Origin of the sequence: Rufibacter roseus (assembly GCF_001647285.1) — a bacterium.
GTDB lineage: Bacteria > Bacteroidota > Bacteroidia > Cytophagales > Hymenobacteraceae > Nibribacter > Nibribacter roseus.
In genome coordinates this window covers 168,538-185,616 of record NZ_LRML01000007.1, presented here as the reverse complement: position 1 = coordinate 185,616, position 17,079 = coordinate 168,538, and the positions used below count along the sequence as shown (strand labels likewise).

Here is a 17,079-nt window from a genome sequence, read left to right as displayed (position 1 = left end):
TATAAAATATGGCAATTAGAAACAAGACACAGCTGGAGAGCGATATTTCAGGCAACGTCAAAAGCGGTGGGACCCCCAGCAAGACCACGGCGGCAGACCTGCGCACTGTGTTCACAAACTTAGTGGACACTGTTTTCAACTTCTTCGCCTCCGCCAATACATGGACCGGCGTAAACGACTTCACCGGCACGCTCAAGTACAAGGGCACCGACCTAGACCAGAAATACGCAAGCCTTAGCACCAACCCTCCGCCCACCGAGTCAACGGCTCAGCAGGGCGTGGTGTGGTCAACGCCGCCTACGGTGAGCGTTAGTGGTGGAACAGCCATAATATCAGCTTTTACCCCAACGGTAAACGGCACAGAGCGGAATGTGACGCAGGCTACTCCTACATTCGTGTATCCGGCAGACGGTTTCCACTACAGGGTGTTCGTTATACTGAACTTCGCAGACCCAGCCGCGCCTTACTCCACCCTGAAATTAGGCGACACAGCCGCCACCACGGCACCAGCCGTTGCGCCTACGCTCTCAGACACCACAGAGAAGTACATCAGCCAGTTCGTGGTGCGCAGTGACGGGGCGGTAGTCCCGCCTCCTTCGGCTGAGCTGCAGGAAAACGTAACGCAGACGGGGCAGAACGGCGTGAAGTCCAGCGGTATCTGGAGCTTTGTGACGAATGCGCTAGGGGGTAAGCAGAACACCCTCACCTTCGACAGCGCGCCGACTGCCGCCAGCACCAACCCTGTAGAATCTGGTGGGGTTAAGACCTATGTGGACAACATCTATACGCCACAATTGGATTACAACCAGTTTGACCTCACCTGCGAGGTGGCTTTTGTTGGTAAAGTGGTGATAGAGAGCGTGACCAACATCCGCAACTGCACAGGGTTCAGCTACGCGCTTTTCACGCCCTCCAATGAAACGCTGGGCGCGGCGCGCACCACGCTCACGGACATCAACGCCGACATCGCGGCCCTGGCGGAAGGGGCGGTGTATGAGGTGCATATCACAATCCCGCCGCTCGCGCAGGGGAAGGATTTCGCAAAGGCCATATTAAGGGCTGTTAAACTGTAGACCATGGGGCGTTACATCATAAAGGCCATGCCAAGCGGTATTCTGATCCCCACCCGGTACTGCCTGTGGTTCGACCAGGCTAATGACCGAGTGGACATTCCCTTCAACACGCGCTATAACGTTGGGGTGGGCGACATGGCGCTGGTTTTGCATTTTTACAAGATCGCCACAGACACCAGCACGCGGCTACTCTCGGGCAAGGGCACCAGCGCCGCGGGCTACGCCACGCGCTACAACTTCGCAGTACAGAACAGCCAGTTGCGCTTCGGTTTCGTGAAGGACAACAATGCCTACGTGGCAGTCGGCAGCTTCTCGCCCCTTCAGTGGACGGTGGCCATCGGGCAGCGCGTTGGCGGCGGAAACGAGGGGAACCTTCAGATGTCGAGCTACGAGGTGTACTCGAACGGGGCGAGGGGCACGGTGGGAAGCGGCACGCTGCCTTGGGCGGACGCTAACTGCGACAACACCGCCCGCTTTACGCTGGGGGCGGCGGAGAACGGAAGCAACCCCTTCGGCGGCTTTCTGGGGCCTTCGTCCTTCTTTTCGCGCAAGCTGCTGCCTAATGAGATCGGGCAGATCAGCAACAACCGCTACAACCCCAGCCTGAACGCAGGGTTATGGGGTTTCCACGACAATGCCGGCCTCAAGCTGACAGACCTCGGCTCAGGGCAGAACCACGGCTCGCTGATAAATTACACTGCGACTGAAGTTGACCTTGCCACCAACACGGTATGGTGCCCATACGATGGGGTGTGCGGTTTCAGCACCTCCGCGCAGACCTATACCTTCACCGCCCCCAATGACCTGACTATCTACAAAGCCATCAGAAGGGTCTCCACCGTGGCCTCCGCCTCATGGGTGCTGAAGGAGGCGGACGGTGCGGCGCTGAACTCGGGAACGATGAGCTTTGACTCGGCAGGCCTAGCGTCCTCTTTGGCCATAGCTATGGCACAGGGGCAGAAACTGGAGATCACCTACGCGGTGACCGCGAACGCTGTTATTAACTTATTCTACTAAAGCTATGAAATCAAGATGTTTTTTGGAGGAAATTTTGACACCAGAACAGGAATTAATGATGGTAAACTCAGAGATTGATGCTATCCTCAGCGGCCATGCAGTCACATTGGGGCCATACCCTAGCCCAGAGGGCAGGCTTTTAATTAAGCTTGTTTCCAGGAGGAAAGTATTAGAATGTGCGAATGCCTCCCATGTAGAAATACAGAATTAAAGCTATGAAATACTACTCGCTAATACCCAACTCCGCCTACCCCAGCCTGACCTATCGTTACGATGTTATCACCATGCTGGCGGACGAGGAGGGGAAACTCACAGGGCAGACCCTTTTGGAGGGGCACCACACGCCCGAGCAACTGGCGGAGGTGGAGAGCCTTGGCGGGGTGAACTACACGCCGGAGGAATACCAGAGCAGAGAGGTGTAAACGAAACGATAACAGGCCGCGGCTTAAATGAAATGAGTGAGTAATGTCAAAACGCTTTAAACTTTTCCAGACACTGTTCCAGAATTGGGGCTTTTCAGATGCCGAGGACTACGTCGGGACTGTGTTGGGGGTTAAAGCGATGCCATACCTGGCGCTGCTTGCGCATTTTGTTGGAGCCTTAATCGCGGGAGGAGTCGCCTTCATGGCTAAATGGGTCTGGGAGCCGCCCGGAGCCGCCCTTCTGATTATAGCTATGGACCTGTTGAATGCTCGGTACGGCTATCTGGTGGCAAGGAAGATTAAAGGGGAGGTGTTTAGTTGGAAGAAGTTCCACCGCACCTTCGGGATAATAGTCTCGGATGTGCTGCTGCTTTCCATGATTCACCATGCTGTGCAGTTCTACCCTTACTACGCGCCTCTGAGCCATATCCTATTCGGCTGGCTGTTCATGCACCGTGTAGGGGCAATTGTCAAACACATGGCAGACCTGAAGCTGCAGGACGGAGGGCTTAAGCGGTTCCTATTGAAATGGATTTCCAACAAGATACGCACAGAGGTAGGCACTCAGATTGTAGACAACATACAGGGCAAAGAAATAGACACCCCTAAAAAAGAAGAAACATTATGAAAAATCTATTCACCAAAAACCCATTCACAACCATAGGCGGTGTGGTGGTTATCACAATCGCGTCCGTGGATATGTACCGGAACGGCGTGCACGGCGAGAACATAGGGCTTATGGCCACAGGCCTTGCCCTTTTGAAAGCTGCTGACAGCGGCAAAGAAGCCAAAATTGAAACACATGAAGGGTGACGTGGATAATTTAAAGAAGAAAAGATAATGTTAGGCACTATTAAACAAATCTGGAACGACACCACCAAGAACGCGATAACGGGGAGATACTCCATGAAGAGGTTAATGTCATGGTTGGCTTTCTTTTTTATAATGTTCCTAAGCCTAGCGGACGTGGTAGAGATGCACCTTTGGCCGGAACAGTCTTTTGCGGTCTCTAAGCCAAACGTGGAGGTTCTGTGGGTTTGGGTTCCAATTGTGGTAGGTGGCGTTGGCATCACCGCATGGAGTAAGATTAGGAACATACAGGCAGGATTAACCGAAACCAATAAAGACGAATAGCCATGAGTAAGATTTTAACTATAGATCAGTGTAGGAAACTGGCGAAGGAATTCGACATTGAGTTAGCCGTTCTGCTTGCTGTTAAGGAAGTGGAAGCAGGTAAGAGAGGCTTTGACCCTGCCACTGGAAAGATCATTATACAGTTTGAGCCACATTGGTTTAAAAGATACTCGCGCGTATGGGTACCCAATGGCGTTGAGTCGCAGGAGCCTGAGTGGAAAGCCTTCAATAAGGCGTTTGCCATCAATGCAGAGGCGGCTATGCTGAGTACCAGCATCGGGTTGATGCAGGTAATGGGCTTTAACTACAAAGCGGCAGGCTTCAAGTCAGTTCATGAGATGTGGGATAGATGCAAGGAAAGTGAGGAGGAGCAAATGCGAGCGGGGCTTAACTTTATTAAAAACAACCCCGCCCTCTACAAAGCCGCCAAAGAGAAAGATTGGCACACCTTCGCCTACCACTACAACGGAGCTGGCTATAAGGCCTTAGCAAAGAGACTGAAACGAGAGCCTTATAATATCACTTTGGGTAATGCCTACGCCAAGTATGCAAGGCAATACCCTGAAGCAGTTTTAGCCTAAGCCATGCCCACCATCAGACCTATTCACCTAATCGCAGCCGTGGCGTTGCTGCTTGTGGGCTGTAAAACCACAAAGCCTTTAGACCCCATTCACATTATGGCGGTGGAACTATCAGTAGACAGTCTCGTGCGGCCGTGTATGGCACACGTGCCTATGCAAAAGCCTACCCTTATACAGAGGGTATTCGGCACCGGCTCCAAAACGAAACTAAAGAACGTCACTATAAACGTGAACAGCCAAACGGCCACGGGTGGGTCTACCATAGGGGCTAATGAACAGGGCGGAGCTGATAACAGCAAAGTAAAAAGGAGTGCCACCAGTACAGCCGAAACAACAAACACGGGCGGTCAGGGTTCAAAGGTAGACGGTGACGCCGAGGCCACGGCTTCCAACAAACAAGGGGGCGGGTCGCTTTGGTGGTATGTGGTAGCTGCAGGCGTGGGTTTTGCAATAAGGCAGTTCGCCCCTATGCTTTGGCGTATGGCTATTCCAGCGTGAGCGTGGGGTATAAGTTGTTTGAGTTTTAGCCCTACTATGTAGAGAATTTCGTATATTTGTACAGAGCCGGTTTGGTACCCGGTTTTGACGTCAACTGACCCTGCCCTAAGCGGCGGGGTTTGTTGTTAGAAAGCGCCAATAAAACACCCTAAAACGCCCCCTTTTTGAAAATAAATTTCTATTAAGCTGATAATTAGGCATTTGCTTGGTTCCAAGTGGGCCCACCTGAAAATCAGCCACTTACGAGGTAAAACTTGTAAGTGGCTTTTTTATTTGCACACATTTTGCACACAAATTAGGCTTTTAGTTCACAATACATTTGAACCTACTCCCAAAAAGTAATTAATGAAAATATGTTCTATTCAAATTTAGTAGGTAACAGAATAGACCAGAATTTTAAGAGGCTGATATTTAGTTTGAATGTAAGTATGGCCTTATAAAAGCAAGTAATGCTTGCTAAAAGCTAATACTTTCTTTAGTTTACTTCAATTGTGCAGTTCCACTTCACTGTTAGTCCTCAAGTTTGTAACATCAAAACGAAATGATGTTAACCAATTCCTTTTCTATGCTTTCTTCTACTGAATCTTTTACCACCCTTGAACATAAGTTATGGGATGCATTGAGCATAATAAGAGAGCAGCAAGTGCACTTCCAGGATTTTCACTTAGTAACATATCTTCTGTTTCTCCAAAAAGAAGGTGCACTGGACTTTTTCATCACCACTGAGCCTGGAAGAGCAAAAGAAGACTTGAGACTTTCAATTTCAAGAGGAGATAGAGAAAAGTTTGAGCTGAATAGGCTTATATATGATGCTTTTTATCCAGCTATACAGTATGTAAGCGAACATAACTTTTATGATCTCCTCCGTCTTATTTGTTCAATGGACAGAGACTCGCTTGACATACATTTTGGAGATTTAGTCGAAAACTTAATTTTCAGATTATCCAAAACTGAAGGGCAGCATGGGGGAGAGTATGTACAGCCCCTGGAGTTAACGAGGTTTATTTGTGCCTTAGCAAGCCCATATGCAGGGGCAGAAGTTTATAACCCATTTGGAGGCCTTGCTTCCTTTGGCTTATACTTTGATAAACCTGTTAATTATACCGGCGAAGAAATCAACATGAGGTCTTGGGCTATCGGAATGATTCGCCTTTTGGGTGCAGGTAAGGCGTCTAATTCTGATTTTGTGGTTGGTAATTCTATCGCAAATTGGAACAGACGCTCCAAAAGGTATGATTTAATTGTAGCGAACGCTCCGTTCAATGTGAAGATCAGGAAAGATGAGGCTAATTTGCTTAAGTATCATCGTGATGGTTATTCAAGTATTCAACCTTCATATTTTGACACCTTTCTAATAAATAATTCTTTAGCTGCTCTTAAAGAAAATGGCAAAGCCATATTTGTTCTTCCATCTGGGTTCTTAACTAATAAACAACCTGAGTATGCAAGATTACGACAGGTGTTAGTGGAGAATGATTTTTTAGAAACCGTTATTTCATTTCCTGGTGGTCTCTTGTCAAATACAAATCTGCCTTTTTGTGTGATTGTGCTAAATAAGGTAAAGCAAGACAGAAGTAAAATTCTCTTTATAGATGCAGAAACTTCTGTAAAAGAGGTTTCCAAAAACGATAAAAGGATTGATGCTGATCGACTGCTTTCAATAATTACCAATACTGACAGTTCATTGTCAGAAGCCTCTACTACTGCATTTCCGGAGGCAAAGCTGGTTTACATTGAAGAAGTTGTTAATAACGATTTCATGTTGAATGTTAACCGTTATATTACTGTAGAGCTGCTGGAAGATCTGGACGGAGAATATGTAGAACTTGGCAAGCTCCTTAAACCAGTAAAAGGTTCCAAAATTGGAGATGGCCTTTCAGGAAAGTTAATTCGCATAAGAGATCTTAGCAACGATAAGCTTGACTTTGAGATAAAGGTTAATGAGTTAGTAGAAGTAGATTTACCTAAAAATGCCTCTAAGTTAGATAAATCTGCGCTTTTAATTACTATTAGATGGAAGACCCTTAAACCGACATTCTTTGAATACAAAGGGGAACCAATATACGTTTCACCTGACGTAGTGGCGTTTGAGGTAAACGAGCAGAAAGTTGATGTAGGCTTTTTGGTTCAGGAGCTTTCCACAGAGTATGTTACTGCTCAACTTAACAAGTACCGCACAGGTACCACTATTCCTTATATTCCTATCAATGATTTTATCAAAGTGAGGGTGAAGGTTCCTGCTTTGAGGGAACAAAGAGCCAAAATCATTGGAGCTACTTTTAAAACACTGGAAGATGAGCGTATCGGTATTAAAAAGGAAGCTTATGAGGAGCTCGCCTCTATTAAGCATTCCATGGGCACGCCTTTACTTAAGCTCAACGCCTCAGTCAGAAATATAGAGAGTGTATTGAATAAATTAGACCATGAATGGCAGAGTGTAAAGATGAGTAGCAAGAGCAATCAAACATTAGGTGATGCTGTTAACTCTCTGTATTTGAATTTAAAGCTGATCTCGAATCTCTTAAAGACCAATGAGCTTGAACTAGATAAAAGTACATACCCTTTGGCTCAATTTGACGCGATACAATTCTTTCAAAGATTTGTCAATGAGCTAAGAGCTAATGATAAAAATAAGTTTGAAGTAAGATTAGAAGTCTCTTCAGATGTAGAGGAAGATTTTAAAGAAGGTGCATTTATAAAAGCAAATGAAGAATTGTTGGAGATAGCTTTTAACAATATTGTAGAAAATGCACAGAAACACGCTTTTGTCAAGGATAATGAGAAATATGTGCTAGAGTTTCGTTTAGATCTTTATCTTACTCAAACTTCTGCCTATTTATACATTCAAGTTGCAAACAATGGAAAGGCATTTCCTCATAATTTCAATATAGAAAAACTTACTAGAAAGGGAGCTGTGGGAGGTTCTACAGGCAACTCAGGAATAGGAGGTTACCATATTAATGAGATCGTGAAATGGCATGGTGGTAGATTAGATTTGATGACGGATCCGTATCTGACTTTTCCATTCACAACAGTTTACGAAATTTATATACCTATTAGTGGCAGTCAAGGAAATAATAGATATGAATAAAAGATATAGAATTCTTTGGATTGATGATAAAATTGAAGAGTTTGATGACTTTGTTATTTTAGCTGATAATAATTGTATTGATTTAGAGGGTTATAAATCCTTTGAAGAAGGTTTTAATGTACTTGAAAATGATCTTATCAAATACGATGGAGTGCTTTTAGATGCTTTGTTTTTTGCTAAAAAAGATCAAGTAAGAGGAGAGGAAGATGTGGAAGGTTTGGTAAAAGCTGTTTCTCGCCTAAATGAACTTAAGTCACAAAAGTTAATGCCTTGGTTTATTCTTTCTGGTCAAGATTCTTTCACTAAGGAGCAAAATGGTATACTCAAAGCATACAATAAAAGATGCTTCGATAAAAAAAATGGCGATGATTTGGAGGCGTTACTTGAACTTATTAAGGTTGAAGCTAATGGAGTAGAGGATACTAAGATTCGACACATGTTTCCAAGAGCTTTTGATGCCTGTGAAGCTCTAGGAGCTGAAGCTCAAAAATTTCTTCTGCAAATTTTGAAAAGTACGCAAACCCCTGCTACTCCCTTTGATGATAAGCTTTACTTCACCCAAATCAGAATTATTTTAGAACAATTATTTAGAGAAGCGAACAAACAAGGTCTGCTACATGATAAGTGCTTAGAAGGAGGTAAAGTCAATTTATCAGAATCTTGCTTGTTTTTGGCTGGGAAAGACACTAAGCATTTAGGTATTAAATGCGGTAAAGCACACTTACCCAAGATAATAGCTGATAATGCTTGGGCAATAGTATCCATCACAGGAGCAGCTTCACATACAGAAGGAGAGAATACGCCCGAAGGAAGAGCTTCAATTGCGGAGTACAGAAAGTACGTTGATACACCTTATCTACTCTACAGTCTAACTTTTCAATTAATAGACATTTTAATATGGTTTAAAAGTTATTTTATAGACAATCCAGATAAGGAGAAGAATCAAGTTTTTTGGATTCCCACTTCTCTGCCGCTAAATAATGGAGAGTGGGTAAATGGGAAAGTGGTCAAAATTGCAGAAAACGGCTATGGAACCTTTCAACCCTCAAATGGGAGCAAAACTTTAAGTATTATACCTCCCAAGGTAAAAGAATTTAATTTAAAAGAACAACAAGAAATTAAGGTAACTACAAAGCAAGATGGAACAGGCACCAAAACCTTAATTGAAAATATAAAAATTGAAACTCCAAGTAATTAATTTTCTATTTTAATATTTGTCTTACCCCAAATTAAAATTTTTAAGTATGCCTATTAATGAGTTGGAGAGACATCCATATCTGAATTATTTAGAAGATTTCAATGTGGTTCCAAAACCTGCTTATTCAGGAATAATAATAGGCTCTTTTCCCATTTACGCTTGTACTGACACACTTGATATTAACCTTAATGTTATTCAGCAAAGGTTAAATTTAAATGAGGTAAAAATGAGGTTCTTTTATGGGAGCAAGAAAAGCAACCTTTGGAAATATAGTACTGCAGCATTTGGTGTATTAGATCCTACTTTAGCCATGGCTGGAGATAACTTGACTAGTCTACCTGATTTAGTTAGAGAAAGAACGATAGATTTTTTACAATCTAATGATTTATTGATAACAGATGTAATCCTCCGGACCAATAGGAGGAAGAAGAGCAGTGAAGATTCAAACTTGTGGATTACAGATGATGGAGTGAATCAAAATATCAAAGATAATCTTCAGTTAAATTATAATCTTCGGAATACGCTTGAAAGATTTCCTACAATAAATAATTTGTATTTTACAGCCAATGGAATAGATGGGAAAAGCCCATTTGGATGGTTTCGGTCATTATTTGACAACCTTGAAATACATGAACCTAGAGTAATAGGTGGAAGAACTTGGGGCTTTACTTGTATAGTAGAAAATAGAACTTACAAAGTTTTCCTGTTGCCCACCCCAAAAACTAGAGGTATTCATTTTACTGACAATAGAAGAGTTGAAATGTTTGCTAATTTTCTACAAAGTACTAATATAGAGTTGTATATAAGTATTGATAATGTCCCCCAAAGCCTTTGGACTCCTATGCAGAAGTATGAATTAACAGAAGCACGAGAAGAGTTTTTAATTGAGTGCTACAGGCAAGCATTAGTTCTGAATAATTTGGATTTCACCGGATTTGTTAACAATTAGTTAGTTTGATGATAAATTAAATTAATAGGACACTCACAGTTTAGCTTAACTTTACATACAGTACTCCTCCGAATAAATTTTTCTGATTTTAACAAAATTTGACATAATAACTTCATGAATACAGCAGTACACAACAAACTAGTTTCCTTTATTTGGTCTATTGCAGACGACTGTCTGCGTGATGTATATGTGCGCGGCAAATACCGCGATGTAATTCTTCCTATGGTAGTGTTACGTCGCTTAGATGCACTCTTAGAACCTACTAAAGATGCCGTGATGGAAGAATTAGCCTTCCAGCGCGATGAGGCTCAATTTACTGAGTGGGATGAAAGTGGCTTGCGCCAGGCATCTGGTTACGTGTTTTACAACACTAGTGAGTGGACTCTGCAGCGCTTGCATGATACCGCCACCAACAGCCAGCAAATCCTTCAGGCAAACTTTGAAGACTATCTTAATGGCTTTAGCACCAATGTGAAGGAGATCATTGAGAAATTTAAGCTGAAGAGCCAGGTCCGGCACATGGCTAACAAAGATGTGCTGCTGAACGTGCTGGAGAAATTCACCTCGCCGTACATCAACCTCACTCCTTTTGAGAAAGCCGATCCAGACGGCAGAAAGCTGCCGCCGTTGAGCAACCTGGGCATGGGCTACGTGTTTGAGGAGCTGATCAGGAAGTTCAACGAGGAGAACAACGAGGAAGCCGGGGAGCACTTCACGCCAAGGGAAGTGATTGACCTGATGACCCACGTCATCTTTGAGCCTGTAAAAGACAACCTGCCACCGGTGATCACTATCTATGACCCGGCCTGCGGCTCTGGAGGTATGCTTACTGAGTCTCAGAACTTCATCAAAGACGAGGAAGGGGAAATCAGAGCCACTGGAGATGTGCACCTGTTCGGAAAGGAGATTAATGACGAAACCTACGCCATCTGCAAGTCTGACATGATGATCAAGGGTAATAACCCTGAGAACATACGGGTAGGCTCTACTCTTAGCACAGATGAATTTGCGGGCATGAACTTCAATTTCATGCTGTCTAACCCGCCGTACGGTAAATCATGGGCGAGTGAGCAGAAGTACATCAAAGACGGCAAAGACATCATTGACCCACGCTTCCAGATTAAGCTGAAGGACTACTGGGGAACCGATAAAGACGAGGATGCGACGCCCCGGTCTTCTGACGGGCAGTTGCTGTTCCTGATGGAGATGGTGAACAAAATGAAGCCGCTGAGCCAGAGCCCAACCGGCTCACGCATTGCCTCGGTGCACAACGGTTCCAGCTTGTTTACCGGTGATGCCGGAGGGGGCGAAAGCAACATCCGCCGCTATCTCATTGAGAATGACTGGCTAGAAGCCATCATCCAGTTACCCAACAACATGTTCTATAACACGGGTATCACCACCTATATCTGGGTACTGAGCAACAACAAGGCTCCGCACCGCCAAGGCAAGGTGCAGTTGATAGATGCCGGGCAGTTGTACCGCAAGCTGCGCAAGAACCTGGGCAACAAGAACTGCGAGTTCTCGCCCGAGCACATTAGGGAGATTGTGAACGTGTACGAGCAAATGCAGGCGGTGGAGCTCGAAGGTGACGAAGGCATTGCCTCTAAAGTATTTGATAATGCTGATTTCGGTTACTATAAAGTAACCATTGAACGCCCTAAGCGCCTGAGGGCGCAGTTTAGCGCCGAGCGTATTGCGGAACTGCGCTTTGACAAGGCCTTGCGGGAGCCCATGGAGTGGGCGTTTGACCAATTTGGCGAGGAAGTGTATACTCACCTTGAACAGCACGAGAAAGCCATTCTGGACTACGCCGAGAAACAAGAACTGAACCTGAACGCCAAGCAGGCGAAAGCCCTGGTGAGTAAAGACACCTGGCAGAAAGGACTGGACTTGCTGAACACCGCTACCGAACTCATGCTGGCCATTGGTTCAGAAGAGTACCATGACTTCAATGTGTTCCGGGAGCAGGTAGAAGCAGAACTGAAAGCCAGAAAAATTAAACTCTCTGCCACAGAGAAGAAGGCCATACTAAATGCCGTGACCTGGTATGATGCCTCTGCCGAAAAAGTAGAGAAAGGCATTACCAAACTGACAGGTGAAAAGCTGGAGAAACTGCTTGAATACCTGGGTTGTGAGGAAAGCCAATTGGCAGACTTTGGCTACTACGCTACGGGCAAGAAAGGCGAGTACCTGGAGTATGAGACCGAAAGCGACCTGCGGGATACCGAGAACGTGCCCCTGAAGGACAACATCTATGACTACTTCCAACGCGAAGTGAAACCACACGTTGCCGAGGCCTGGATTAGCTTAGATGCCATCAAAATTGGCTATGAGATCAGCTTCAACAAGTACTTCTACCGCCACAAGTCTTTGCGCAGCCTTGAAGAAGTGAGCCATGATATTTTGGCACTAGAAGCCGAGAGTGATGGTCTGATCCGTGAAATCTTAACCTTAGCATAATGGAAGCGATAGCAGAAGAAGTGCAAGTAATAAAATATCCTGCCTACAAGGATTCGGGCGAAGATTGGATTGGTGAAATTCCTGAGCATTGGGAGATCATTAAGCTTAAGCTTATTTTCAAAGAGAAAAAAATCAAACATAATCCAGAATTGAATTGCGGTTCAATAAGCTTTGGAAAAGTCGTAGTAAAGAATGATGAAAAAATTCCTCTATCAACTAAGGCTTCTTATCAGGAAGTTCTAAAAGGGGAATTTTTAATAAATCCATTAAATCTAAATTATGACTTAATCAGTTTAAGGATAGCCCTTTCTGAAATTAATGTTGTTGTTAGCTCAGGATATATTGTGCTTAACAATATCATCGATATCAACAAAGATTACTTCAAATACCTGCTTCATCGGTATGATGTAGCCTATATGAAACTTCTTGGGTCAGGGGTAAGACAGACTATCAACTTCAATCATATTGCAAATAGTTTGTTGTTATTCCCTCCACAAGAAGAACAGACTGCTATTTCCCAATTCCTTGACCGCAAAACAGCTCAGATTGACAAAGCCATTGGTATAAAAGAAAAGCAGATAGAACTACTCAAAGAGCGCAAGCAAGTACTCCTCCAAAATGCCGTTATCCGTGGTCTAAATCCTGATGCACCCATGAAAGACAGTGGTGTGGAATGGATTGGGGAAATACCGGCGCATTGGAAAGTTCTATACAACAGAAGATTATTTCGTGAAAATAGTAGGAAGATCACTAACTCTTATGAGCTTCCCTTGTCGCTCTCTCAAGTGGATGGAGTTATTCCTTCTGAAACTATGAAGGAACGTTCTCTAAGTCCGGCTCACCGAGATAATTTCAAACTTTGTATGCCTAGAGATCTTGTTGTGAATAGGTTTAAAGGACATTTAGGTGTATTCTTCGAATCAAAGTACAGAGGAATAGTGACTTTTCATTATGGTGTTTTTGAGCCGGAAGTAGGAGTAAACACGAAGTACTATGAGTTATTATTTCATACAGAAATTTACAAAACCGTCTATGCTGGTGCTTCAAATGGAATGACAATTGGTTTACAAAACCTATCGAATCAAAATTTTTATGATATAAAGTCTATCACACCGCCATTGGATGAGCAAAATGAAATTGTTGCTTATTCTGACTTAATAACCATTAAAACAAACAATGCCATTGCTAAAATTGAAAAAGAAATTGAAAAACTGAAGGAGTATAAGGCAAGCTTAATTAATAGTGCGGTAACGGGTAAAATCAAAGTTTACTAACATGGAAGAAGCTCAACTCGCAATACTTGAAGATACTATTGAAGCCAAACAGATTTCTAAATTACTAGCAAGAGTAGAATCGGTTTTTCATGGCTTTGCTTATGAACCGCGCTTGGTGAAGGTAAAGGAACTGTTGGCTAATGTTAAAATTCAGATTCCTTATTACCAGCGGCCATATAAGTGGTCTACGCATAATGTAAATCAGCTATTAGATGATATTCTGTTGCACCGTAAGCGTTCTGCCTATCGCTTAGGTACCCTTGTGATGCATCAGGAACCAGGCCAAGAGGAACTTCACATTGTAGATGGTCAGCAGCGTAGCATTACGCTTACCCTAATTGCACTAGCTATATATGACACACAGAAGGAGCTGTTAAAGCAAATAAGCAAAGAAGAGAATCTGCCTGCTTACAGACCGCAGTTGGCCGCTCTCAAGTTCAGTGACAGGCTTTCACAGAAAAACATCCAACAGAATTACCAAGAGATAAAGAGGAGAGTGCGTGAGTTTGACGTAGATGCTGTGCGCTTCTTCTATTACAACTGCGAATTGGTTGAGGTAGTCATCAGAAACATTTCCGAAGCCTTTCAATTTTTCGATTCTCAGAATGCCCGAGGCCGTGACCTGGAGCCGCATGATTTATTAAAAGCATTTCACCTGCGTGAAATGTCGCACTCCTCCACTGAACAGGAGAAACTTGATAGCGTAGCAGCTTGGGAGGCAATGGATACAGAACATCTCGCCAGTTTGTTTGGTAACTACCTATACAGGGTACGCAAATGGTCAAAAGGCTACTCAGCGCGTTACTTTACCAAGAACGATGTAGGTGTGTTCAAAGGAGTAAGTCCACAGGTAAAAGAAGTAATGCCATTCGCTGCCTTACATCGCATTGGCCACTTTTACATAGATGCTTATAACAAGGAGTACCACCGCCAGATAGATGGTGTGGTCATGCCTTTCCCTTTTCAGTTAGATGGTGTGTTAATGAATGGCAAACGCTTCTTTGAACTAGTCAATCACTACCAATCGCTGCTCAAGCAGATGAAAGAGCTAAAACATCAACTGAAAGAGAATGAAGATTCGCCCGCTTATAAAATATTGAAAACATTGGACAGCTATCCCAGCCGGGACCGCTTAGGTGATAAGTATGTACGCAATCTCTTTGATTGTTGCCTGCTCTATTACCTGGATAAGTTTGGCACAGTTGAAATTGACCGTGCTATTGAAAAGTTCTTTGTCTGGGCTTACAGCTTACGCCTGCAGCAGTATTCGGTAAGGTTGGCATCTATGGATAATCACACTAAAGAGAGTGAAAGAGTATTCAAAAAAATGCGTGAAGCTCTTCGCCCAGCGGATATCTTAGGAATTTCATTAACTCTTCCAAAAGAGATAAAGGCAACACAGATAAAGGAAATTGTAGATCTATTTAAAAGTTTGCATTATCTCCCATGAGCAACCAATATATTAAAACCCTTAGCATCCAGGAACTCTTTGATGCGGATCAGTACCTGATTCCTGTTTATCAAAGGAACTACGCTTGGGAGGCTAAAGAAATAAATCAGCTAATCCAGGACATAGCCGATTATGCTACTCACTATCCAGACACCAATTATTACATTGGTACCCTGGTTATTTACAAGCGTGGCAATACTAGTAATACGCTTTATGAGACTATAGATGGGCAGCAGCGATTAACTACTCTTAACATACTGCTTAATGTACTTAAGCGAGAGTTTAGAGACGAGTTGAAGTGCTTGCTTCACAGAAAGGGTCTAAACTTAGCTTTTGAAAGTCGGCCATTGGCAACCGAAACGTTACAGGTAATTGCTGCCGATACAGATGTAGTACCTTTTCAGGAAAGCCAATCATATGCTCCTGTTATTCGCAGAGCTTATACAATTGCAAAAACAGGCTTAGAGAAGATCACAAGAGAAACAGAAATAGGTATTAATGATTTTTATGAATACCTGATGAAGCGTGTGTTCATTTTAAGAGTGGGGGTACCAGAAGACACAAATCTGAACCACTACTTTGAAATAATGAACAACCGAGGTGAGCAGCTGGAGAAGCATGAAATTCTGAAGGCGAGGCTTCTTGAAAAAATTCAGGATGACACAGAAGCCAGCATTGCTTTCAATAAAGTATGGGAAGCATGCTCAGACATGGAGCGCTATGTGCAATATGGATTTAGCCCTGCACAACGTGATACATTGTTTGTAGCAAAAGATTGGGATACCTTTCAAGCAAACAGCTTTGAAGATTTAAAAAGCTTTCTCGGTAACTCAGGTTCTGGTACTGGATATATTACAGAGGATGAAGCTGAGTTTAAAAGTCTTAGTATTGACGAAATAATAGCTGCTAGCCCTTTTCAAATAGGTTATATAAAAGAAGCTGGTGAAGCGCCTGAACGTTTTACCTCAGTTATCAGCTTCCCTAACTTCCTCCTGCATGTTCTTCGCCTTCAGACGAAGCAGAACGTGCCACTGGATGACAAAAGATTACTTGACACCTTCGACGAATATCTTAAGAAGGATGAAGAGGGACCAATAGCCTTTGTACAGAAATTTGGCTTCAATTTGTTAAAAGTCCGATACCTGTTCGATAAGTACATTCTGAAGCGGGAGGTATTGAAGGAGCAGGAAAGATGGAGTCTGAAGCGGCTAAAATGGCAACAAAACAATAGCGCGAGCTATGTAAACTCTTTTGGTGCTGAAGAAGCACAAGAAGGAGAAAACCAAAGCCTAATAATGATGCTAGCTATGTTCCATGTATCTGCCCCAACACAGGTATATAAGCACTGGCTGAACGCCGCCTTAAAGTTTGTTTTTGAACAAGAAACTGTTGACTCTGCTGCTTACCTGAATTATCTGGAGAATTTAGCTAGACGCTATCTTTTCAATCGTTACCTAAAGGCAGAACCAGATGATTACTATCAGATCATCTTCAAGAATGTAGTCACACCTGCAAAAGAAGAGTTAAATGAAGATCGACTTAATCAGGGAACGGCTGTAGAGAACTTCATTTTTAATTATCTTGATTATCTGCTTTGGAAGAAAAAATCTGAAGGGTATCAGAAATTTGAATTCAGCTTTAGTAACTCCGTTGAGCATTATTACCCACAGAATCCATTAGGCAACATTGACCGCCTTAAAGAGGGGCTTAATGAATTCGGCAACCTCTGCCTGATCAGTAGCAGTAAAAATTCTAAATTAAGTAACAATCTACCTGCCGCTAAAAAAGACTACTATTATAAAGTAGGAGCTGATAGCCTTAAGCAGCAACTAATGATGAAATACGTGCATTGGGGCACTACTGAAATCCGAAACCATGGAAGCCAGATGAAGCAAATTCTTTTTAATGAACTTAACAATTTAAACTAGT

The 17,079-nt window shown here is 43.4% G+C and carries 15 protein-coding genes; all 15 read left to right on the top strand.

The window, feature by feature from the left end; translation table 11 throughout:
• Nucleotides 1-8: 8 nt before the first annotated feature.
• The 15 genes from A8O23_RS12455 (at nt 9) to A8O23_RS12390 (ending at nt 17,078) form a co-directional block, all read left to right on the top strand.
• Nucleotides 9-1,073: a hypothetical protein gene (locus A8O23_RS12455; RefSeq protein ID WP_066621669.1), complete on the top strand. Its 1,065-nt coding sequence runs from the start codon at nt 9-11 to the stop codon at nt 1,071-1,073.
• Between the two features lie 3 nt (nt 1,074-1,076).
• A complete protein-coding gene (locus A8O23_RS12450) occupies nt 1,077-2,090 on the top strand; it encodes a hypothetical protein (RefSeq protein WP_066621668.1) in 1,014 nt (337 codons plus the stop codon).
• A gap of 215 nt (nt 2,091-2,305) precedes the next feature.
• Nucleotides 2,306-2,512 (top strand): hypothetical protein, encoded by a 207-nt coding sequence (locus tag A8O23_RS21435; RefSeq protein ID WP_153042182.1) that lies wholly within the window; start codon nt 2,306-2,308, stop codon nt 2,510-2,512.
• A 43-nt stretch (nt 2,513-2,555) separates the two neighbouring features.
• Complete coding sequence (locus A8O23_RS12445) at nt 2,556-3,140, top strand: hypothetical protein (RefSeq protein ID WP_066621667.1); 585 nt, start codon at nt 2,556-2,558, stop codon at nt 3,138-3,140.
• Entirely contained in the window at nt 3,137-3,325 is a 189-nt protein-coding gene (locus tag A8O23_RS12440) for a hypothetical protein (RefSeq protein WP_066621666.1), read from the top strand. The genes A8O23_RS12445 and A8O23_RS12440 overlap by 4 nt, the downstream gene beginning before the upstream one ends.
• A gap of 27 nt (nt 3,326-3,352) precedes the next feature.
• Nucleotides 3,353-3,646 (top strand): hypothetical protein, encoded by a 294-nt coding sequence (locus A8O23_RS12435; RefSeq protein ID WP_066621665.1) that lies wholly within the window; start codon nt 3,353-3,355, stop codon nt 3,644-3,646.
• A gap of 2 nt (nt 3,647-3,648) precedes the next feature.
• On the top strand, nt 3,649-4,227 hold the full coding sequence (locus tag A8O23_RS12430) for an N-acetylmuramidase family protein (protein ID WP_066621664.1): 579 nt from the start codon (nt 3,649-3,651) through the stop codon (nt 4,225-4,227).
• Between the two features lie 3 nt (nt 4,228-4,230).
• Nucleotides 4,231-4,725, top strand: coding sequence for a hypothetical protein (locus A8O23_RS12425; RefSeq protein ID WP_066621663.1), 495 nt, complete (start codon nt 4,231-4,233; stop codon nt 4,723-4,725).
• 541 nt (nt 4,726-5,266) lie between these two features.
• Entirely contained in the window at nt 5,267-7,816 is a 2,550-nt protein-coding gene (locus A8O23_RS12420) for an N-6 DNA methylase (RefSeq protein ID WP_082883028.1), read from the top strand.
• The gene (locus tag A8O23_RS12415; RefSeq protein WP_066621661.1) at nt 7,809-9,014 is read left to right on the top strand and encodes a hypothetical protein; all 1,206 of its coding nucleotides are present in this window, start codon (nt 7,809-7,811) and stop codon (nt 9,012-9,014) included. The genes A8O23_RS12420 and A8O23_RS12415 overlap by 8 nt, the downstream gene beginning before the upstream one ends.
• Before the next feature lie 46 nt (nt 9,015-9,060).
• The gene (locus A8O23_RS12410) at nt 9,061-9,963 is read left to right on the top strand and encodes a hypothetical protein (RefSeq protein ID WP_066621658.1); all 903 of its coding nucleotides are present in this window, start codon (nt 9,061-9,063) and stop codon (nt 9,961-9,963) included.
• 114 nt (nt 9,964-10,077) lie between these two features.
• The gene (locus A8O23_RS12405; RefSeq protein ID WP_066621656.1) at nt 10,078-12,426 is read left to right on the top strand and encodes a type I restriction-modification system subunit M; all 2,349 of its coding nucleotides are present in this window, start codon (nt 10,078-10,080) and stop codon (nt 12,424-12,426) included.
• A complete protein-coding gene (locus tag A8O23_RS12400; RefSeq protein ID WP_066621654.1) occupies nt 12,426-13,700 on the top strand; it encodes a restriction endonuclease subunit S in 1,275 nt (424 codons plus the stop codon). The genes A8O23_RS12405 and A8O23_RS12400 overlap by 1 nt, the downstream gene beginning before the upstream one ends.
• Nucleotide 13,701: 1 nt before the next feature.
• A complete protein-coding gene (locus A8O23_RS12395) occupies nt 13,702-15,150 on the top strand; it encodes a DUF262 domain-containing protein (RefSeq protein WP_066621653.1) in 1,449 nt (482 codons plus the stop codon).
• The gene (locus tag A8O23_RS12390; RefSeq protein ID WP_066621652.1) at nt 15,147-17,078 is read left to right on the top strand and encodes a DUF262 domain-containing protein; all 1,932 of its coding nucleotides are present in this window, start codon (nt 15,147-15,149) and stop codon (nt 17,076-17,078) included. Before A8O23_RS12395 ends, A8O23_RS12390 begins: the two co-directional genes overlap by 4 nt.
• The last annotated feature ends 1 nt before the right edge of the window (nt 17,079 follow it).

Coding starts and splice junctions, on each gene's coding strand:
- A8O23_RS12455 (WP_066621669.1), top strand. CDS start 9: ATGGCAATTAGAAACAAGACACAGCTGGAGAGCGATATTTCAGGCAAC.
- A8O23_RS12450 (WP_066621668.1), top strand. CDS start 1,077: ATGGGGCGTTACATCATAAAGGCCATGCCAAGCGGTATTCTGATCCCC.
- A8O23_RS21435 (WP_153042182.1), top strand. CDS start 2,306: ATGAAATACTACTCGCTAATACCCAACTCCGCCTACCCCAGCCTGACC.
- A8O23_RS12445 (WP_066621667.1), top strand. CDS start 2,556: ATGTCAAAACGCTTTAAACTTTTCCAGACACTGTTCCAGAATTGGGGC.
- A8O23_RS12440 (WP_066621666.1), top strand. CDS start 3,137: ATGAAAAATCTATTCACCAAAAACCCATTCACAACCATAGGCGGTGTG.
- A8O23_RS12435 (WP_066621665.1), top strand. CDS start 3,353: ATGTTAGGCACTATTAAACAAATCTGGAACGACACCACCAAGAACGCG.
- A8O23_RS12430 (WP_066621664.1), top strand. CDS start 3,649: ATGAGTAAGATTTTAACTATAGATCAGTGTAGGAAACTGGCGAAGGAA.
- A8O23_RS12425 (WP_066621663.1), top strand. CDS start 4,231: ATGCCCACCATCAGACCTATTCACCTAATCGCAGCCGTGGCGTTGCTG.
- A8O23_RS12420 (WP_082883028.1), top strand. CDS start 5,267: ATGATGTTAACCAATTCCTTTTCTATGCTTTCTTCTACTGAATCTTTT.
- A8O23_RS12415 (WP_066621661.1), top strand. CDS start 7,809: ATGAATAAAAGATATAGAATTCTTTGGATTGATGATAAAATTGAAGAG.
- A8O23_RS12410 (WP_066621658.1), top strand. CDS start 9,061: ATGCCTATTAATGAGTTGGAGAGACATCCATATCTGAATTATTTAGAA.
- A8O23_RS12405 (WP_066621656.1), top strand. CDS start 10,078: ATGAATACAGCAGTACACAACAAACTAGTTTCCTTTATTTGGTCTATT.
- A8O23_RS12400 (WP_066621654.1), top strand. CDS start 12,426: ATGGAAGCGATAGCAGAAGAAGTGCAAGTAATAAAATATCCTGCCTAC.
- A8O23_RS12395 (WP_066621653.1), top strand. CDS start 13,702: ATGGAAGAAGCTCAACTCGCAATACTTGAAGATACTATTGAAGCCAAA.
- A8O23_RS12390 (WP_066621652.1), top strand. CDS start 15,147: ATGAGCAACCAATATATTAAAACCCTTAGCATCCAGGAACTCTTTGAT.